The organism is Ruthenibacterium sp., assembly GCF_017421385.1.
Lineage (GTDB): Bacteria > Bacillota > Clostridia > Oscillospirales > Ruminococcaceae > Ruthenibacterium > Ruthenibacterium lactatiformans.
The window spans coordinates 1-19677 of record NZ_JAFOIN010000001.1 but is presented as its reverse complement, the minus strand read 5'-3'; the positions used below and the strand labels follow the sequence as shown (position 1 = coordinate 19677).

Here is a 19677-nt window from a genome sequence, read left to right as displayed (position 1 = left end):
CCTTGAGACTCCCTGCGGCACCACATGCCGCAGGGAGCATTCGGTTATTTCATCCGGTCAGAGTGTCTTCATGGGGTCAGCCCGCGTGCAGGTCGTGGAAGTTCTGTTCCATCTGAGCGCAGAACTCTTCCGGAGTGATCTCTCCCGCCACCATGGACTGCACGCCCGGGCACAGATACAACTGACGGAATTCTTCATACTTGCTTGTGGCCGGACGGTTCAGGCCGTACTGCGCATCTTCAATGAACGGCTTCAGCATGGGGTCCTGAGCATATTCGCTTTCCGCGAAGTCCTTGGTAAAGGGGAACACGCCGCTGACGATGCAGTATTCCTCGTAGTATCCTTCGTCGTAGAAGAACTGCAGGAACTGGCCGGCATCTTCCTTGTGTTTGCTCTGCTCGGTGATGTGGACGGTATTCGGATAACTGAGCACGGCGTTGCCGCCCGGACCCGCCCAGCTCCGAGCAGTTGCCCATTTGCCGTCCATTTCGGGCATGCCCTGAAGCGTGGCGATGTTCCACATACCGGCTACCATCATTGCGGTTTCACCTGCGGTAAAGCTGTTCAGCACAGACTCGAAATCCATACCGGTGATTTCAGCGGGCATATATCCCTTTTCCACCAGCTCACAGTAGAACTTCGCGGCGGCAAGACTTTCCTCGCTGTTCATTGAGCTGACCCAGTTGCCGTTTTCATCGCGTTCGCAGACGGTTCCGCCTGCCTGCCAGAGGAACGGCAGGTAGTAGTCGTCCACTTCGTATCCTGCGCAGGAGACCGTCAGCAGAGTCTTGCCGATTGCCTTCATCTTCTCACCGGCGGCAAGCAGCTCTTCCCACGTGGTGGGAACTTCGGTGATTCCCGCTTCCTCGAACAAGTCGGTGCGGTAGATCACATCCCAGGTGCATCCATCCCAGGGCAGGCCGTAGATGGTGCCATCCGCACCAGTCATAACGTCGAAGCCGGAGGGGATAAACGAGTCGATGAGATCCTGCGAGACATAGTCCGTGATCGGAGCCAGAGAGCCGTTTTCCACGAACTCTACGCACCACGTACCACCCAGCATCGCGATATCCGGAGCGGTGTTTGCCATGACGGCATTCATGAACTGCGAGTGTCCGTTGCCCCAGTCAATGTAGATGGGCTCGACGGTAATGTTCGGGTTGGCTTCATTGAAAGCGTCGATTGCATCATTGATGACCGCGTCCTGTGCAGGCACTGTGCCGCCGATGTACTGGAATGTCAGTGTAATGGGTTCCCCGCTGCCCTGCGAATCCGCGGTGCTTGCAGAACCGGAATTCGCCACAGAGCTCGTTCCTCCGCCGGAACATGCGGAGAACATCCCAAGGCACAAGGCCACAGTCAAAGATAAGGCTACCAACTTTTTCATCGCTTTTCTCTCCTTTATTTTTATTGTTTGGTTTTCAGATGGAAGCTAAAACGGCTTCCAGAATCTGCATGTTGATAAGCGCGTCATCAATGTTCGCATCAGGAGTGCGGACCTGTGCAACAGCGCGCAGAAAGTCTTCACACGCAAGCCGCATTGAGACGGAATAATCACGCCGCTGAAAAACAGAAGGCTCATAGACCAGCCGTTCTAGACTGTCATGGGGATATACAGTGAGACGGTCGCACTGGTTTTCAATGCAATACCGCGCGTTTTTGGTGTGGATGTCCACGCACTGGAACGGGTGCTGTGTGTCCAATTTGCCTCCGACGTTGCTGTGGCTCATACAGCCCACGCAGCCGTTCCGGAACAGTATGGAGACGGAAATATCCGAATACAGCTCACTCTCTACTTTTGCCGCGATGGCTTTCACCTGCTGCACCGGGCCGCAGAGATAGGTCATCAGGTCCAGCAGATGACAGCACGCGTCGGTGATCATGAACGTACCGGTGACGTGTCCGCCTGTTTGGGTGGGCCAGTGCTGGTACATGCTGGCCGTGATCAGGTGGAGCGTCCCACCGTCGGCTTCCATCATCTCTTTGGCCCGGCGCACCGCCGCGCCGTACCGCTGGTTGAACACGACGCCGAACGTGATCCCCGCTTGCTGCGCTTCCCGCTGGAGCGCGGCGATCTCTGCGCTTGTGCGGCAGACAGGTTTTTCACACAGGATGTGTTTTCCCGCCGCGATCAGAAGCCGGCACTGTTCTGCGTGCAGGCCGGGCAGCGTTGCTACGATGCCCGTATCGAATTCCGTCGGGGAAGCCAGAAGCTCCTCCAGAGTCCGGTATGCCGGTATGCCGTAGCGTTCCGATGCGGCCTGCCGCTTGTTCTCGTCCGGGTCCACCACGGCGGCTAACTCAGCGAAGGCGCTTTCCGCCGCTGTTTCCATATGATGCCGGCCCGCCCAGCCGCAACCGATGACAGCACATCGGTTCATGTCGTTTCCTCCTCCCGCGGCAGTTCGGCTGGCCTCCCGGAAGCCATGCTCTTCTGAGCGGCGTCCAGACAGCGCACCGTATATGCCATATCGCTCAGGCTGCACCGGGGAACGTCTTGTCCGCGGATGCAGGCCAGAAAATGTTCCATTTCTCCAACGGTCATGTTGCTGGTGCGCAGTGTGCCCGGAACAGCTCCCGCCTGCGTCTGAGAGACCGTGGAGTAATTGCGGTTCCGGGTAATCAGTGTGCCCTGCTCTCCGACTGCTTCCATTTCCACGAAAGGATATTCGTGGCGGATCGAACTGAACAGTTCCAGCACCACATGAGTTCCTCCGGAGCAGCGGCCGATGATCTTGATGGTGTCCGGCCCCGGAATTTCCGGTGTTGCGAAGTTCTCTCCCAGAGCGCACAGCCAGACAAGACGCTGCCCTGTCAGCCAGCGGGCAAGATCGAACAGGTAAACGGCATATGTGCCGAACGGTCCGCCGCTGCGCGCCGGGTCACGCTCCCACGCCTGTGCGGTCATCGCCGGATGGCTGACTGTTATGCGCAGACTGTGGACCGATCCTATTTCTCCGGCTGCCAGTCTGGCGTGCATCTCTTCCACGCTCTGCTCGTATTTCAGCGGATTCCCGCACAGCAGAACCTTGTTGTGTGGCGTCCGCCCCAGCAGAGCCGCATCATCCGGAGAAAAGCACAGCGGTTTTGATATGAATACGTGAAGCCCTCGCTCCAGAGCGGCCTTGGCCATGCGGACATGGTCTGCCGTTTCGCTGCAAATCAGCACTGCGTCCAGCTCACACTGCAAAAACTCTTCGTAATCATGCACCAGCGGAGCTTTCATCTTTTCCGAAAAGGCTTGTGCCGTCGTGAGGGCGCACTCTTTCACATACTCTTCCGACTCTCCGCAATCGCAAACGGCCGCTACCGAAATCTCCTTAAAGCGTTCCAGATAGCTCATGTATTCGGTGGCGTAATACCCCTGCGAAAAGCCGGCAAGTCCAACCCGGATCATGGCTTCAACCTCTCGGGTCGCCGTCGAGCCACGCGTCGAACATTTCGTACAAAGTGTCCTGGCGCGTTTTCGGCACATCGGACGCTCCGCTTTTGCCGGGCGCCGATTTGCGCTCGCCGGTCAGATATTCCCGCAGGACGCCGCCGATGATCCGGTCGTCTCCTTCGTCCAGATAAGCCATGTCGAAAATGATGATCCCGCGGCTGACATAATAGTCATCCGTTTTGATGACCGGGTCCAGCCTGCCCATATCCTCGTTGATGGTCCACGCGGAAATGCCGGTCGTGTTTGCGTCGATCTCCATGCGGAGACGGACGGACGGGGAATAGAGCGACTTTTCCACCGCGCAGGTCACACCCGGAATGTCGGACACCGCCTCGGCGATGTTCGAGGCCAGGTGTTTCTGGAAGGTCTCGATCTGTTCCGTGTCACGGTTCAGCCAGTTGTCGATGGAAGCCATGATGCTCACGATGCCTTCCTTGCCGACTTTCATGGGCCGTCCGATGCCCATTTCCTGAAGGAAGCAGGCATGGACCAGATCTTTTCTGCCGGCTACAATGCCGCTTGTGCAGCCGCCAAGCCATTTCTGTCCGCTGTAAATGGCCAGATCCACGCCCGCTGCTGCCAGCATCGTGAAATCGGTCAGATAAGCGGCGTCACAGATCACAGGAACATTTTTCTCATGGCAGATCTGAACGAAGATTTCCAGCGGCAGCAGGTTGGGGGCAAATGTGTCTTCCATCACGTAAAAGGCGGCGGCCACGGTATCGTCCAGCGCAGCGCGCAGGTGGAACGTGGCGCAGTCCAGCGCTTCGCCGATCTCCACGTATTCCGCGCCGGTCATTTTGATCACCTGCCACACCGGGCAGTCGCCGGCTCCCGTTACCTGTCCTTTCTGAATCAGGATTTTCTTGCGGGGCCAGGTGATGTCGGGAAGCGCTTTGATCTTGGCGGGGTCTCTGCCGGTCAGTGCCGCAGCCGCAGCGACCGCCATCCCGGCGCTGGAGCAGTTGACGACGCATCCCGCTTCGGCGTTCGTCAGCTGTGAGATCTTCCGGCTGGCGCAACGCTGAAGCTCCCAGATCTCAACGGATTCTCCCAGAATGTCATAGATCTCTTTGCGAACCGGATCGCTCACGCGTGCCGCACCCAGGATGGTTGCAGGCCCACGCGTGTTCAGCACTTTCCGAAATCCGTATTTTTCCTGAATGGTCATTGATGTTCCTCCATGCTGTTCTTTATTTCCGGGCAGTGTTCCCATCCGCCGGACCGGACTGCCCGGCGGGCGGCATCCACGACGGCGACCACGCCAAGGCCCTGTTCCAGAGTGCAAAGTTCGCTTTTCCCCGTTTCCAGAAGCCTTCGAAATTCCTCGGCTTCCCGGCGGTAGCCCCATCTGGTACACTGATCAGGCTCATCCGGGGGAAGACATTCATAATAACCGCCGGCCGTTCCCCAGCGCACTTTTCCGTATGCATCCATTTCAAATGTGCCCTGAGGAGAGTATGCCGTGATGCCGACCATGCGGCCTTCAGCTCCCGCATGAAAAGCGGGATTTCCGCGGTCGTGCAGAAGGAGCGTTCCGCAGGCTCCGTTTTCCAGCTTCACAAGCAGTGTGGCGGCATTCGGCTCGCGGTCCGGCGAGATGCCGAGATGCTGGACGCTGCCGCACACGGCAGCCACAGGGCTGCCCAGCGTATACCGGAGCAGATCGAACATGTGGGAACCCTGGCACACGAGCGCTCCGCCGCCCTGCACCGGGTCCGACGCCCATCCGTCCATGAAAGGCGGGCCGGTCATGCTGGCTTTGAAGGAGACGACCTGCGCCTGCGCTTCGTTCAGCAGCGAGCGGAATTTCCGCGTTGCGGGCGCCACGCGCATGTTGAAGCCCACAGCGAACGGAACGGGATGTTCGGAATGCGCCTTCAGCAGAAGCAGGGCATCTTCGGTTCCCATGGCGAGAGGTTTTTCCAGAAATACGCTTTTGCCTGCGGCCATGGCTGCGCAGGCAACCCGGACATGGCTGTCGTGCCGCGTGCACACATATACCGTGTCAATGCCGGGATCGTCCAGAAGCTGCTGCGAGCTTTCGTACACGCGTCCTCCGAATGTCCGGCAGAATTCCTGCGCCGCAGAAACGTTTACGTCGTATCCTCCGGCCAGCTGCCAGGAAAACGTTCGCAGAGCTTCCATGTGCAGACGGGCGATCTCACCGGTTCCGATCACGCCGATCGTTTGCATGCTTTTCATTGTGACAATGCCTCCAGGAAAGGTAAAGGTGCCATTCCGTAGTTGTAGAAGAACAGCGAATTTACGCCCTGATTCCGATAGGCGGCCAGGTATTCCGCAACCTGTTCCGGGCGCGTGGTCTGCGGCGCCATCAGGCGAACGCCAAAGCTCAGCGGTACATGCGCCGGGACAAAGGCCCGTGCACGCGCCGCAAAGGCTTCCACGTCCTGCGGTGAAGACGGATACGCGGCAAGAGCACCGTCGATAAACGGGGCGAGCTGCCGGACGTCGACTCCGGAGCAAAGCGGGTCGGCCCCGCCGGTCATCCACAGAATGGGCTTGACCTTTACGGTAAGGCCGCGGCGGTCCAGGCGGGCGCGGAGCTGTGCGTAGAATTCCGTGATCCTCTGCGTGCGCAGACGGTTCCATGCCTGCCGGAGGCTCTCGTCCTCCAGCTCCGCAGGTTCCAGATTGAAAAAGCGGAAAGCCCGGTTCCGGACTTCTTCCCGCAGACGCTCCGCATCCACTCCTCCGCGCTGTGCCCGCTCTATGCAGGCCGGGCAGAAACAGGGGCTCAGAAGCCGCTCCAGACCGGAGCAGTCAGCATATGCCTGCATTTCATGGTGCGCTCCGTGCAGGAATCCGCCGTATTCCGCAGATTCAAGATGAAGCTCATCCACACCGGATGCCGCGACGTCTTCCAGAAGACTGAGTCCGTAGCGGAAAGCTTCTTCTCCGGAAGGACAGAGACTGTGCGGGGACGGTTCTCCCCACGCGTTGTGCAGCGCATATTCCGGATACATCCGGGCGAGACGGTCCGCGTGAAATACCACGACCCAGGCACAGACCCGGATGTTGCACGCATGGAATTCGTGCAGCATTTCATTCCAGAATTCCGGGTTGTGCCCCCGCAGCAGTTCCGATTCGGCGGGACGCAGCGTTCCGTACCGCCCGGGATCTGACGGGAAGTAGCTCCGGTTGTCCTCAAGAACCAGCACGCAACGCTTCGGATTATGCGGCAGCAGCAGCTTTCCGCTGTGGTAAACAGCCGCGAGAGAAACGCTTGTCACGCCCAAAGCGGACAGGCGCTGTGCCATCGGCCGTGCGCCCTCGTCTATCACGTCCCATGCGTATAAAAACATGTCTCTCTCATGCTGCACACGATCACCTTCTTCGGTTAAGATTATGTCATGGAAATCGTCGGTAAACGTTTTCCAAATACTGCAAAAATAATCCCCCGTCAGGTTTTTTCATTTGCCTGCGTTTTTATCAACAGACGTTGCCGGGGCTCCGGGGAACAGCCTACGCATTCCAGTACCCGGAATACGGCACCTACCACCGGCGGACAGCCCACGATTTGGATGCGCGCCTGCGGAACATACTGTTTCAAAGCCGTCTCCAGAGGAATGGTCAAAAGGCCGTGCTCGTCCTTGGAATACTGGCTTCCTGCCAGAACCACAGGGATCTGCTCGCGGGAAAGGCCGGCATATGTAATGAGGTTGCCCAGCATATTTCCCAGTCGTGTACCCATTCGCCACAGAATATCAGTACATACACGGTCGCCTTCCCAAGCAAGATCAAACACTAGCTTTGAAATGTTGTACTGTTTGTAGTACTGATATCCGCTTTCATATATTTTTGCAGCCAGTTCGTCCATGTCGGCGCAGTTGCAATACTGCGGAAGGAACTGTGTCAGGCGTGTATCAGGCCCGGTATGTTCGTCGCACCGGAACGCCCAATGCATCGCCACTTCCGCCAGATGATGTCCGCCGCCGTAATTTCCCAGCATATAGCGCAGGGCCCGCACGGAGTACATATGTCCGTTCCTGTCCTTGACGCCCAGATTCCCGCCGGTCCCGCATACGGAAACCGCACCCCAGTCCTGCTCTGCCTCACAGGCGAAAGCGATCCAGATATCGTTAACGACTCGGAACGGGATAGAGTCGAATTTTTCGGAAAAAGCCCGGTTCAGCATATCGAAGTCGTCGGCAGAGTCGGCGCCAGCCATTCCTAGATAAATGAAGGAAAGCTGAGAAAATGAGATGTCGGCTTGGGCACAGGCTGTTCTAATCGAGAGGTAAACGTTTTCTATCGCAAGCGGAAAGCCGCTGATCTGATGATTGGACCCTTCGGCGACAGCATAGCCAAGAATGCTGCCTGTTTCGTCGGCAATCATGCAGGCTGTCTTGGTGCCGCCGCCGTCTACTCCCGCCACATAGCGCTTGTTCAATCCATTCATATCATTCATCCTTTTTCAGATATGTTACAGTCTCTTTTTCTGCAATGTGGGTCTGATACCGATTGATGACCGTGCCTTCTTTTTCTCCGCGCAGGATCTGGGTCAGCAGGATCATGCTGTCAAATCCGATGTCATACAGCGGCTGGGACACGCTGGTGATGGACGGTCCCCGGTATCCGTCCGGCAGGATGGTCTGATTGTCAAAGCCCATCACCGAGATCTCTTCGGGCACACGGTATCCTTTCTCCATGGCGAAGCGGATCGCATAGCTAGCTACGGCATCATCGTAGCACAGAACGGCCGTGGGACGCTGCGCCTGCGGCAGGCTCAGCAGACGCTCCATGATGCCGTATCCGTCGCTGTAACCATTCTGTATATAGCATACTTGCTCTTTGTCTACGGGCAGACACAGATTTTTCATTGCCTTGAGATATCCGCCCAGACGTTCAACACAGATATGTTTGTCAACCGGGCCAGCAATGTAAGCGATACGCTGGTGCCCGAACCGGTGGAGATACCGCACGGCATTGTATGTTCCGCCCTCGTTGTCAATGAGAAGGTTATTGGTTTTTACACCTTCCACACTGCTTTCTATCAGAACGAAAGGAAATTCGCTGGCGTGCAGTTCACGCACTACGGCTTCGTCCGAATCGTAAGAAGCATACAGAATGATCCCATCCACAACACCGTTGCTCAGATAGCGCACATACCGCTGTTTGAGCTGGCGCGCCCGACTCATTGCGCTGCAAAATACCACATTGTAATCTGTCTGTGCGGCCCCAGCTTCGAACCCTCGGATCAGGTCATGGAAGAAGGGATCGTGCAGATTGTTCACGACCACTCCGATGGAATCTGTGCGTCGTTTCACAAGAGCGCGAGCCGCGGTATTCGGCACGTAGCCCAGTTCGTGCGCGACGTTCATCACTCGTTCATGCAGTTCTGGCCGAACAGGACGGCTGTTGGTCAGTACACGGGAAACCGTGGCAAGTGATACGCCGGCTTCCCGTGCAATTTTCTTTATTGTCACCATCCTTGGTCCTCTCTTTTTCATTGGCAAACGTTTTCCAAAGCCTCTAAATTTAAAATATCAGATTTCAGAGCCACATTCAATAGGCAACTTTTATAAAAAAATCAAAAATTTCTTGTCTACTCATTCCAGCAAGTAATATGTGTGAAAAAAGGTCGTTTCAAAACCCGCTCTGAAAGAAAAGCTCTACAGAACTGTTCGCATGCGCCTCCAGAACAAAAAAGTTCAATACTTCCAAGTCTGTACTAACAAGAAATCGATCATAACGATGGGAAGGCACATCTCGGATAGTTGCCCTGTTGAGTCAAACTATAGAATAGTGAGTTGTGTGGACTAAATGAAAGCACTTTGCGTAAAGCCATCTTTACGGAAAACTCGTGAATGGTGTGGATGTCCGTAAGTTTGGTAAACAGTGGGTTGTATCAACCGCTGCGACGAAACGAGCTCACGATGAGGCCAAACGGTAACTTCGTAGTTCTGTTGCTGAAAATTCTAACCGCCACTTGATCACCACCGTGTAACTCATTTCAAAAAACCCGCAAAGTATGTTGTTCCAACCATCAACGAGCTTTTCCTATATTTACTCACGATTATGTGAACCCAACCAAATCCACGTTCTATAATCGCTTTGTTCCGCCTTCCCGTAGTTCCCAGCCAGACTACTACGTCCAACTGGTCTATGGACGGCTAAGTCTGAGACAAGTGAACTTAACAAAAGGAAAAGAACGTTATTATGATGGTTTCGTTGGGCGACGCTTTACGGTTAAAAAGAGTTCTGATTGTTATCCCTTGTGCGTTTTTAACGCAACACATTTTGTATTGGAAAATATAAAACAAATGAATAAAAAAACCATTAGAACATCTTGTTTTGACATCCTTCTTGTGATATAACAGAAGAAACACAAGAGAAAACTCAACCTTTCGAATTGACTTCTTGCGTTTTGAGTTGATTTTCGAGAGAAAGTGAACTCTTTTTCTTTGCTTGTTCACTTTTTGAGAAGGAGTCGTACAAATGGTAGAAGCAGAACTGAAGAAGTTATTGGCACAGATACAGAGCCGACACTGCGAGGAACAAACCATCGAAGTAAAATCCGCCCATGGCGGATGCCCGGAAAAATTGTATAATACTTTGTCGTCTTTTTCCAACCAGGACAGCGGCGGCACCTTGGTGTTTGGCTTAGACGAAAAGGCCCATTTCGCAAAGGTTGGCGTATACGATACGCATGACCTTCAGCGCAAGGTCATGGAATATGGCGAACAGATGACCCCTGTAGTACGACCGGTCTTTTCGGTGTACGAGGAAGACGGCAAGGTTTTTGTTTCGGCAGAGATTCCGCCGGTCGATATAACGGAGCGTCCGTGTTTCAAAACCGCAAAAGGAAGAATGCAGGGTTCCTATATTCGAGTCGGTGACGCAGATAAGCCGATGACAGAATACGAGGTGTACAGCTACGAGGCGTTTCGTAAAAAGTATCGGGACGATATACGCCCTGTGGAGCAGCTCCGGGTACAAAATCTGGATCAAGATCATTTGGCTCAGTATGTCCTTCGCCGGAAACAGGACCGGGTTCATTTTGCAACACTGGATCTATCACAATTGTATGATTTGATTGGCGTCACTAAAAATGGTGTCGTTACATTGGCTGCCGTCCTGCTATTCAGCCCTTATCCCCAAGCATATTTTCCACAGCTCAGCATCATCGCAACCCATGTGCCTGGAACGGAAATGGGCTTGTTGGATGAACAGGGGCAGCGTTTTATTGACAGCAAGCGGCTGGAGGGAACTCTGCCGGAAATGCTGGACCAGGCGGTTGCGTTTGTACGCAATAATATGCAGGTTTCCACCAGAATCGATCCGGAAACTGGACGCCGCATTGACCGACCGGAATATCCACTGGACGCTGTGCGTGAAACAGTTTTGAATGCACTGGTTCATCGTGATTACAGCATCCATACGGAAGGGATGCCCATCCAACTGACGATGTATTCCGACCGACTGGAAGTCGCCAATCCGGGTGGCCTATATGGACGCTTGACAGTAGACCAGCTAGGGAAAGTCCAACCAGATACACGCAATCCGGTGTTAGTGACCGCTATGGAATCGCTGGGTCAAACAGAAAACCGCTATTCCGGTATCCCCCGCATCCAACACGCGATGGCAGAGTTGGGACTGCCAACTCCTGTGTTCACCAATACGCGCAGCAATTTTTCGGTAACTTTGCGAAATCGGGCAAAGGTAGCTCCGCAAAAAACACTGGAACCGATGACCGTAACTTCGATACCCGATCCGAAAGGACTGCTGGCGTTTTGCGTGGAACCGCGGAGCCGTGCCGAAATCATTGCCTATCTGGGAATTTCGTCTGCACAATATGCCCTGCGCCATTACCTGGATCCGCTGGTGGCGAGCGGAGCGATTCGTCTTTCGCTGCCTGACAAGCCGCGCAGCCCTAAGCAAACCTATCAGACAGCGGAAACTTGACGGTAAAGAACTTGGATGAAGATATCGGTGCCCGCCGCTCTCGACCTCTTTGATAGCTAGGTTGTATTATTCTCGCTTGACTACTATTTGACTACCAATACACAAAAAACTCGCGAAGCCTTTTGATATCAGGCTTCGCGGGCTTTTTACCAGTCTTTATAATTTGTGCATTTCATCTACAAGCAACACGGTTACGCCATTTAAATCTGTCTGTCACAGTTCTCCGACTGCACGCACACCCGCCCTTTTTCGCCATTTTTTGATAGTTTAACACACAAGTGTGTCGAAATTGTATCATGTTTTCCTTAAGTCTATCTTAAATTTTGACTCCGCATGTCATTTTACAAACGTTTTACAGGATATGGCGGCGCAAGGGCGCTCATTCTCCTTTTAAATAGGTGTCGTTTGTAATCCGATAGGCACGCAGCGGATATCCACCGAAATCATAATTGACGTATGGCTGAAGGTAATATCCCCGGTAAAGCTGATAGGTTTTTCCGCTGTCGCAATCGACCCACAGGCTGATGTGGTTCTCTCCGCTTTCCTCTATCTTTCCTTCCAGCTCCGCACGGACCTCCGTCACTGCCGCGCCGCCGACGAGCGCACTGCCGGAAAGTTGTTCCTTTGCCTGCTGTTTCAGCTTCTCCACTGTCCCGGCATAGCTCGCTTCGGTTTCATCCCAATAGCCATAGCTGCCCGCAGCGTCGGGGTCTGCCCTTTGGATAAAGCAGGCCGGAACCGCCGTCGCCTGCATGGCCGCGATTTCTTCACTGCCGAGCGTATAATCCACGGCGATAAACTCGCCGGTCGTCGCATCCAGCGTGCAGCTGATGGCGTTGGTGCTGAACAATACGCCGTCCGGCTCCTCCGGCAGTTCCACTCCCCAAACCGTCCGCATCACGCCTCCGCCCGCGATATGGTACTCCATATTGGAATCGGACTGGTAACAGTTCAGCCGCAGCGTCTTTTGGGAGAGGTCAAGCCCGTACATCGTTTCAAACGCTACGCCCGCTATATTCGCTGCTTCCTGTGCGGAAACGACCGGTGCAAGCGCCGCTTCTTCCCGCAGCGATTGCCGGAGCTGTTCCGGCTCCCGCTCCAAAACGGCCTGCCAGTATTCCAGTTCCGTCTGCGCGGCTTCCACCGAAACAAATCCCGCCTCTTTGACGGTATCCTCCCCCTGCGCGATCAGGCCCCGCAGAGTGTCCACTATCTGTTCATGCGTCTTTATCCATTCCTCCACCACGGTTTCAGTCTGCTCCGCCTCCCAGAGATACGCATAATTTTTACCACCGCCAATATCCTGCGCAATGGCCTCCTGCGCGGCGCTGGGCGGCGTCAGGTCGTCGCTGGTCACAACGGGCCGGCTCTCCTGCGGCGCACAGGACACCAAAGCGCTCATCGTAAGCGCCGCCGCCAGGCACGCCGTAGTAAATCCCGTCCAAGCGCTCCGCATCTTCCGCACCGTTCTGTTGCTTTTCTTCATCGCAAGCAACCTCCTTTCGATGCTCCCAGTATCCCATGAAGCTGTTGCGGCATTTTCTTCAAGATGTCATCAAGCTGTAAATATTACGGCGGCCGTGGTGCCCGCGCCCGGCGCGGAGGTAAAGGACAGCGCCGCGCCATGGCTCTGCGCGATCTGGAAGCACAGCGCAAGGCCCAGCCCCGCGCCGCCCTGTTCCCGGCTGCGGGCCTTGTCCGGCCTGTAAAACGGTTCACCGATGTGCGCCAGCGTCTCCGCGTCCATGCCGCGGCCCGTATCCTGCACCGTGAGCGTCAGGCGGCCCGTCTCCCGCCGTGCGCAAAGGCGCACACTGCCGCCCGGCCCGCATGCCTTTACAGCATTGTCCGCCAGGTTCACCATCAGGCTTTCCAGCAGCGCCGCTTCTCCCTGCACCGTACAGGCGTCCGCCTGCACCGGCTCCAGCGCCACGCCCCGGGCAGCGGCTTTGGGTGCGACGGTGCGCGCCGCCTTTTCCAGCAGAGCGGGCACGTCCACAGGCTCCCGCGCCGCCTGTTCGCCCCGCAGGGCCGCCATTTGCAAAAGGCGCTCGCTCATCACGGCAAGGCGGTTTGCCTCCTCCACGATGTACTGCGCAGCCTCATATTTTTCCTCCTCGGACAGCTCGGCCCGCTGGATGTATTCAGCATAGCCGCCCACAGCCGTGAGCGGGGTGCGCAGCTCATGCGCTACGTTGTCCACAAGCTGCTGCTTGCGCCGGGCCGTTTCACGCAGCTCGGCCACGTTCCATTCCACACGGGCCGCCATCTCATTCAGCGCATGGGCAAGCTGGCCCACCTCGTCCCGCGTGCGCTCCGGGCTGCGGGCCGTGTAATCGCCGTCCGCCAGCCGCCCGGCCACCCAGGCCAGCCGCTCCATGGGGCGGGAAAGCCCCCGCAGCACAACGTACAGCGCAGCCGCCAAAACAGCGGACACCGCCGCGCCTGCCAGCAAAAATGCCCGGCGCGTCTGCGCCCACTGTACAAAAAAGGCCTCCATGTCAAACGCGCATGTGACGGCCACATCCTCCGGCGGGGCGGGCAGCACGGCGGAGATATACAGCACATGCCGCCCGCCGGACAGCAGTACCGTATGCACGCGCTGTCCCTCGGGCGGCACCTCAGGCAACGCGGAATCCGGCTGCGGCAGCTCATCCGCCCATACGTCGCCCGCCTGCGCCACACGCAGAAAAACGCCGGAGCGTTTCAGCTGCCCGGCGTAGTTCTGCGCCAGACGCGGCAGCGCCTCCGGCCTGCGCGCCTGCACTGCGGCGGCGTCCGCGGCAAGGCTCTGCGCCACGGAATGCTGCTGCGCCAACAGCTTGCCGCATTCAGCTTCAAACGCACGCTGCTGACTGACGGACGCAATGGCCGTTATGCCGCCGCCCAGTGCAAGCAGAAACAGCGCCAGTGTGAGCAGATAGGTCTTTTGCCAGAATTTCAGCCAGACGCTCCCGCGTCCCTTTTCCATTTTGTTCCGCAAGCGCCGCGCCTCCATTTTCGGGAGCGCCCGGCGCGCTCCCTATTCCTTTGTGCTCAGCCGGTAGCCGAGCTTGTACACCGTCTGGATACGATCTTCAAAGCCCAGCTTTTTGCGCAGCTTCTGAATATGTACGTCCACGGTTCGGGTGTCTCCCTCATAATCGTAGCCCCAGGCCAATTGCAGCAGCTTTTCCCGGGAAAGCGCCAGATTCCGGTTGCGCACCAAAACGCCCAGCAGCATAAATTCCTGCGGCGTAAGCGCCACCTCGCGCCCGGCAACGAACACACGGTGCGTGCCGAACTCCACATGGCAGTCGCCCAGGTCGAACACCTCGGCCCCGGCGTGCACGCGGCGCAGCACGGCCTCCACGCGGGCCAGCAGCTCCAATATCTCAAAGGGCTTCACGATGTAATCGTCGGCGCCAAGGCCCAGCCCCTGCAAACGGCTGGAAAGGTTGTTCTTCGCCGTAACGAAAATGACGGGCAGCGCCGGGTCCAGCTGTTCCTTTACTTCAAAGCCGGAGCAGCCCGGCAGCATCACATCCAGCAGCACAAGGTCGAACCGCTCGGCCCCTGCCATCTCCAGCGCACAAGGGCCGTCGAAAGCCTGCGCCGCTGTGTGGCCCACCAGCATAAGGTTGCGTTTGACAAGCTCACTGATGGGGCGCTCGTCCTCCGCGATCAATATTTTCGCCATAAAGCGACACTCCTTTTTTTCCGATCCCCATTATCTCTCAGACTTGTTAGAAAGTTGTAATGGGCGGCGGCGCGCCGGTGTGCCGCGCGGGGCGGCTTTTTCCCCTGCGCACAACAAAAACGCCGCACGTCATATAGACGCGCGGCGCTGCCGTTTTGTTGCAAAAAGTTTACAGTTTCGTCATTCCATGCCCAGGATCGCGATGCCCACGGCAGCCACCGCAATAACGGCGTACTGCGCCTTCGACAGCTTTTCCTTGAGGAAAATGCGGCTCCACACCAGAGACATGATACAGTAGGAAGAGATCATGGGCGCGGCCACGATGGCGTTTGCGCCGATGGCGAACACATAGGCGAACTGGCCCGCGGTCTCGCACAGGGCGGCGGCCAGCTTGGGCTTTTCTGCCGGAAGGCTGATCTTCTGCTTTTTGACGATCACCACATACACAAACGCAAAAACGGCCATCATCAGAAACGTCAGCTCATAGGCGATGTTCGCCTGCTCCTCGGCAATGACGGTATCCAGCAGGAGCGCATCCGCAAAGGTGCCCAGGCCGTCGATGATGCAATACAGGATGGGGAACAGAATAGCCAGAAAGCTGCGGGTATGCTTTTTGTCGGGCGTATCGCCCTCCTGGCGGCGCAGCGCATCGTCCTGCTTCTTTTCGATATAGGAAAGCGCGAACACGCCCACGCATACCAGCGCCACCGCGAAGAACTGCAGGCCGGACATCGTTTCCTTCAGAATGAAAAAGCACAAAAGCGCCGCCACCGCGCCCGAGGAATTGCAGATGGGCGAGGAAATGGAAAGCTCGATGTACCGCAGCCCCGCATAACCCAGGATCATGGACAGGATATACATAGCCGAGGCGGGCAGATAGGTGACGATATCCGAAAGGCTGAACGGCGTGCCCGTGGCGATAAGGAAAAGGGCGTGCGCGCCCATTACAACGCCCACAGCCATGACCATCTTCCAATGGCTGTATTTATCGTCGGGCCTGGAGCCCAGCTTGGAGAACAGGTCCGAGCCGCTCCAGAACAGAATCGCGATCAGGGAAAGAATAAACCATGTCATATGTAAAACATCCTTCTAAATTTTATAAAGGCACACAGCAAAACAAAGCCTGCGCACGAGGCGCGGGCGGCTGCATGCGGGTGGCCGTGCGTTCAGAAGGATGCGGCCGGGGGCGGCCTGCGGGGAAACCGGGTATTGTGCCAGCACTGGGTACGCCGAATGCTGTTTCGTGTCATGAAAAGATGCCGCCTCCTTTTGCCGAAAATTTGCAAGCGATTCATTCTATCATGAACACACAAAAAAGCGCAAGTGTTTTGCTGCAAAAAACGCTTGCCGGCCCACAAAGGGCCGCCAAGCGTTTTGCGTGCGCCGGCGCCAAAGCCGTCATCCCACAAAGGCGCTTTCTTCCGCAGAGGCTCCTTCGCGCTCCGCGTTTCCCCGCTTTGGTCAATGCACCACGACGGCGCGGCTGCCCATTTGCCTGAAGCATTGCAGAAACGCAGCCGCGTCCACTCTGCGCCTGCCCTGCAGCGGGTCTGCGATGGTGCAGGTATCCCCGTCCCACCCCGCAAGCACGACGCAGTGCAGATTGACATAAGGCGCGTAGGTCTCGCCCGTATCCGCCAGCAGCCAGGTGCAGCCTCCCGTGCGCGGTGCGGAAAGGTCTTTTGTGATCCACACGATCACAGGGTCTCCGCCGCGCAGATACTGCAAAAGCCCCTGTCCGGTAACGCCTGTTATATCCGCCGCACGCAGAGCCGAGCCCTGCGCCGCCAGATAGGCGTTCGCCCCCTGTGCCACCGGCTGTGCGAAGCAGTAAAAGCCCAGGCCCGCGGCTGGGTCGCCCGCATAGGCCAGCTCTGGGTCAGGCCCGGTGCGGCCGTCCGTGGTTTCTTCGATATCGCCGCGCGGGATATAACCATAGGCAAGATCCAGCTTGTCGGCGGGCACGCCCTTATATTTCAAAAGAGCCGCCAAGCTGGCGGCCTCGCAGCCGTTGGGCAGCTCCGGGTTTTGCAGGACCGTCCTGACCGGGAGCTGCACTCCGAACCGGCTGCGTGCCCTTCCATACAGACGGAACGCACACAGCAGCGCCCCGCAGCACAGCGCCACAGCGGCAAGCCGCCGCCATGCGCCGGGCTGTGTTTTGCGCGCATGAGCCGGTTTGTAAAAGACGGCGGCACGCCCGGCGCGCTCCGTCAGAGCATTCCGGCCCTGCACGTTCCGCGAATGGAGCGTCACCTCCCGATCATAAACGGTCTGCATTCCCATTCCTCCCCTTTGGGCAGGCTGGCTCCTGCCCTTTTTTCCAGATTAGCGCGCGTTTGTTTCAAACTTGTCGCCTTTTTGTATCCGGCATGTTACCGTGCTGCAAAAAGTTTTCCGTTCAGGCCAAGGGGACGGTGACGGCGTTCGCTTCGTCCAGCGCGATATCGGCCAGCTTTGTATAGCGGAGCTGCACCGCGGAAGAAAGCAGCGGCTCATCGTGATAGAAGTCCATTGTATAAACGACGTTGCCCGTCGCGTGGTCGGTGTAGCTGTCCACAATGCAGGTGCGGGCCTGTTCTTCGTCATAGGCGGGCGAGCCGTCCGCGCCGCACGGTTCAATCTCCAGGCCAACCATCCCATAGGCCTGCGGGCCGTAAGGCGCCAGCGTCAGTTCCAGACGGCGGCCGTCCAGCACAAAACTTTCGACCGTATAGCCAGAGAGGTTCGTCACTTCCAGCTTCGCGCCCCGCTCCAGCGGGGCGAGGGCCTCCTGCGCCTGCGCCGTGCCGCTGTAAAGCACCGGCACAAAGGTCAGGCTGTCTACGCCGTCCGCGGGCTTCACAAACTCGTACAGGGACTCTTCACCAACGGTCCAGCCTGACGGGCGCATCCAATACATCCAGTTTCCCGCGCTGTCCCGCACGGCGTATTGTTCCAATGAAGTATAGCCATCCTTTTGCACGACATCGCCTTCACCGATGCCGCCGGTGAAGTGTTCATCCACAACGGCGACGGCTCCCAGCGGGGAAACGCTGAATTTTTTGAGGTCCAGCTTGCTTTCACCCAGCGTGAGCACCTGAGGCTCCGCATTTTTCACCGCGCCGCGCGTGGACGTGATATCCACGCCGCACTCCAGCGTCCAGTCGCCTTCCGTGCCCAGCAGCGTCTGATATTTCTCCGCACCCGCGCCGTCCGCCGCTGGGCGCGTGGCATAGCTTGGAAGAATCTGCATGGCAAAGCTGTCCGGCAGCGTATCATTTACCAGAATGCGCCGGGCATAGCACACGGTATCGTCGTCCTGGAAATAGAAGTTGAGGCTGTCGTTCAGGGAGTTATCGAGACCGTATACCGCGTCGCCGACACGGACCACCGGCCGCGGCATGTCGTTGTACGCGAAAGCCCACCGATCCGGCATCTGCCCGTCGAACAGCGCGTTGCCGTCTCCGGCGGTGTTCGCCTCCTGCAGCTTTGCCCGCAGGCCGGTCGCCTGCATCCGGCCGAAAAGATTGATGAAGTTGTCGTCCACGCTGATGTTGTCCACCGTGAACGTAACGCCCGCATCTGTCTTTTCCAGCGCGACTGCGGCGTTGTATGCTTCAAATGTATTCTGAATGGAATCCAGCGTCGTGGCGGCGTCTGTCCGGAAAAAGGCGATGGCACCCTCAATCATGGGCAGCAGCTCCCCCGTTGCAGCCAGCACGGTAACGGGCAACGCCACGCACAGCGCCGCGGCCGCCAGCGCCGTACGCAGGACGCGCAGGCGGGGCCTCGCCGGACGCGCAGGACGACGCTCTGGCAGCGCCGCGTATGCCTCGCGCAGGCGCATCTCCACAATTTCCGGCACAGGGCCCGGATCCAGCAGGGAGCGCATTTTCTCTTTTTCATTTCCATATCGTGTCATACTTCGTTCTCCTTTCTCAAATAGGCTTCGCGGAACCGCGCGCGCCCCCTTGTAAGGCGCGTGCGCACTGTGTTTTCGCTCACGTCCAGCGTCCGAGCAATCTGTTTGACAGGCATGTCATTGAGGTAGAACAGCGTCAGCACCAACCTGTCGTTCTGCGAAAGCTTCTGCAGCGTACGTTTTACATCCATTGCTTCCTCCCCCTGCTCTTCCGCAGCCTGCTCGGGCAGAAACTCCACAGGCGTCTCCCGTTTTTTTCGGCGCAGGATATCATAGCAATTGTAAATGAGCACCCGCGTGAGCCACGTTTTGCAATAGCGCGGCGCCTCCAGTTTCGGCAAGCTGCGCCATGCCTCCAAAACGGTTTCCTGTATCGCGTCCGCCGCGTCCTCGTCGCTGTGCAAAATCGCGCGGGCCGCGCGATAAAGCGCGGCTTTATACTGTTCCATCAGCGCCACAAAAGCGTCCTTGTCCCCACGCTGCGCCCTCCGCACCAGTTGATCGGTCAACCTTTACACCTTCCTTTTTCTTTGTGATCACGCCTATTAGAGCTGCGAACCTCCCAAAAGGTTACACCTGCGGCAAAAAAACTCAAAGCTCCTTTGCCGTGCGCAAAAAAGCTCCCGGCGGCGGGGGCACAGGCTTCTTCGCCTGCGCCTTTTCCCGCCGCCGGGAGCCATCGTCTGCCGTTCTGTGCTTTTACAGCGCCATACGCATAGGAAC

General features: G+C 57.2%; 16 protein-coding genes. 1 reads left to right on the top strand and 15 read right to left on the bottom strand.

Translation table 11 applies throughout. The features are described from left to right. Window positions 1-76 precede the first annotated feature (76 nt). From IIY41_RS00080 to IIY41_RS00045, 8 genes are all read right to left on the bottom strand, one after another. Window positions 77-1387, bottom strand: coding sequence for an extracellular solute-binding protein (locus IIY41_RS00080; protein ID WP_287399061.1), 1311 nt, complete (start codon window positions 1385-1387; stop codon window positions 77-79). A 34-nt stretch (window positions 1388-1421) separates the two neighbouring features. Continuing rightward, entirely contained in the window at window positions 1422-2381 is a 960-nt protein-coding gene (locus tag IIY41_RS00075; RefSeq protein WP_287399059.1) for a Gfo/Idh/MocA family protein, read from the bottom strand. After that, window positions 2378-3397: a Gfo/Idh/MocA family protein gene (locus IIY41_RS00070; protein ID WP_287399057.1), complete on the bottom strand. Its 1020-nt coding sequence runs from the start codon at window positions 3395-3397 to the stop codon at window positions 2378-2380. The genes IIY41_RS00075 and IIY41_RS00070 overlap by 4 nt, the downstream gene beginning before the upstream one ends. Before the next feature lie 4 nt (window positions 3398-3401). After that, entirely contained in the window at window positions 3402-4613 is a 1212-nt protein-coding gene (locus tag IIY41_RS00065) for an aminotransferase class V-fold PLP-dependent enzyme (RefSeq protein WP_287399055.1), read from the bottom strand. Next, a complete protein-coding gene (locus IIY41_RS00060) occupies window positions 4610-5647 on the bottom strand; it encodes a Gfo/Idh/MocA family protein (protein WP_205507181.1) in 1038 nt (345 codons plus the stop codon). The genes IIY41_RS00065 and IIY41_RS00060 overlap by 4 nt, the downstream gene beginning before the upstream one ends. Beyond that, window positions 5644-6786 carry an alpha-amylase family protein gene (locus IIY41_RS00055; protein ID WP_205507180.1) on the bottom strand — a complete coding sequence of 381 codons (1143 nt, stop codon included), beginning with the start codon at window positions 6784-6786 and terminating at the stop codon, window positions 5644-5646. Before IIY41_RS00055 ends, IIY41_RS00060 begins: the two co-directional genes overlap by 4 nt. 80 nt (window positions 6787-6866) lie before the next feature. Beyond that, window positions 6867-7865: an N-acetylglucosamine kinase gene (locus IIY41_RS00050; protein ID WP_205507179.1), complete on the bottom strand. Its 999-nt coding sequence runs from the start codon at window positions 7863-7865 to the stop codon at window positions 6867-6869. Window position 7866: 1 nt separating this feature from the next. Then, window positions 7867-8895, bottom strand: coding sequence for a LacI family DNA-binding transcriptional regulator (locus tag IIY41_RS00045; protein WP_287399049.1), 1029 nt, complete (start codon window positions 8893-8895; stop codon window positions 7867-7869). Between the two features lie 1009 nt (window positions 8896-9904). On the opposite strand from IIY41_RS00045, the gene IIY41_RS00040 reads away from it, so the two are divergent. After that, entirely contained in the window at window positions 9905-11371 is a 1467-nt protein-coding gene (locus IIY41_RS00040) for an ATP-binding protein (RefSeq protein WP_287399047.1), read from the top strand. A gap of 379 nt (window positions 11372-11750) precedes the next feature. Here the strand turns inward: IIY41_RS00040 and IIY41_RS00035 are convergent, their stop codons facing one another. The 7 genes from IIY41_RS00035 to IIY41_RS00005 form a co-directional block, all read right to left on the bottom strand. Then, complete coding sequence (locus IIY41_RS00035; RefSeq protein ID WP_055080962.1) at window positions 11751-12857, bottom strand: hypothetical protein; 1107 nt, start codon at window positions 12855-12857, stop codon at window positions 11751-11753. A 69-nt stretch (window positions 12858-12926) separates the two neighbouring features. After that, window positions 12927-14354 carry a sensor histidine kinase gene (locus IIY41_RS00030; RefSeq protein ID WP_287399045.1) on the bottom strand — a complete coding sequence of 476 codons (1428 nt, stop codon included), beginning with the start codon at window positions 14352-14354 and terminating at the stop codon, window positions 12927-12929. 39 nt (window positions 14355-14393) lie between these two features. Next, entirely contained in the window at window positions 14394-15050 is a 657-nt protein-coding gene (locus IIY41_RS00025) for a response regulator transcription factor (protein ID WP_009326013.1), read from the bottom strand. 180 nt (window positions 15051-15230) lie between these two features. Beyond that, window positions 15231-16124 carry an EamA family transporter gene (locus tag IIY41_RS00020; protein ID WP_055080964.1) on the bottom strand — a complete coding sequence of 298 codons (894 nt, stop codon included), beginning with the start codon at window positions 16122-16124 and terminating at the stop codon, window positions 15231-15233. 387 nt (window positions 16125-16511) lie between these two features. Next, window positions 16512-17330 (bottom strand): C39 family peptidase, encoded by an 819-nt coding sequence (locus IIY41_RS00015; protein ID WP_050004428.1) that lies wholly within the window; start codon window positions 17328-17330, stop codon window positions 16512-16514. Between the two features lie 121 nt (window positions 17331-17451). Further along, on the bottom strand, window positions 17452-18954 hold the full coding sequence (locus IIY41_RS00010) for a DUF4179 domain-containing protein (protein ID WP_009326017.1): 1503 nt from the start codon (window positions 18952-18954) through the stop codon (window positions 17452-17454). Next, window positions 18951-19463 (bottom strand): RNA polymerase sigma factor, encoded by a 513-nt coding sequence (locus IIY41_RS00005; protein ID WP_009326018.1) that lies wholly within the window; start codon window positions 19461-19463, stop codon window positions 18951-18953. The genes IIY41_RS00010 and IIY41_RS00005 overlap by 4 nt, the downstream gene beginning before the upstream one ends. Window positions 19464-19677: the final 214 nt, after the last annotated feature.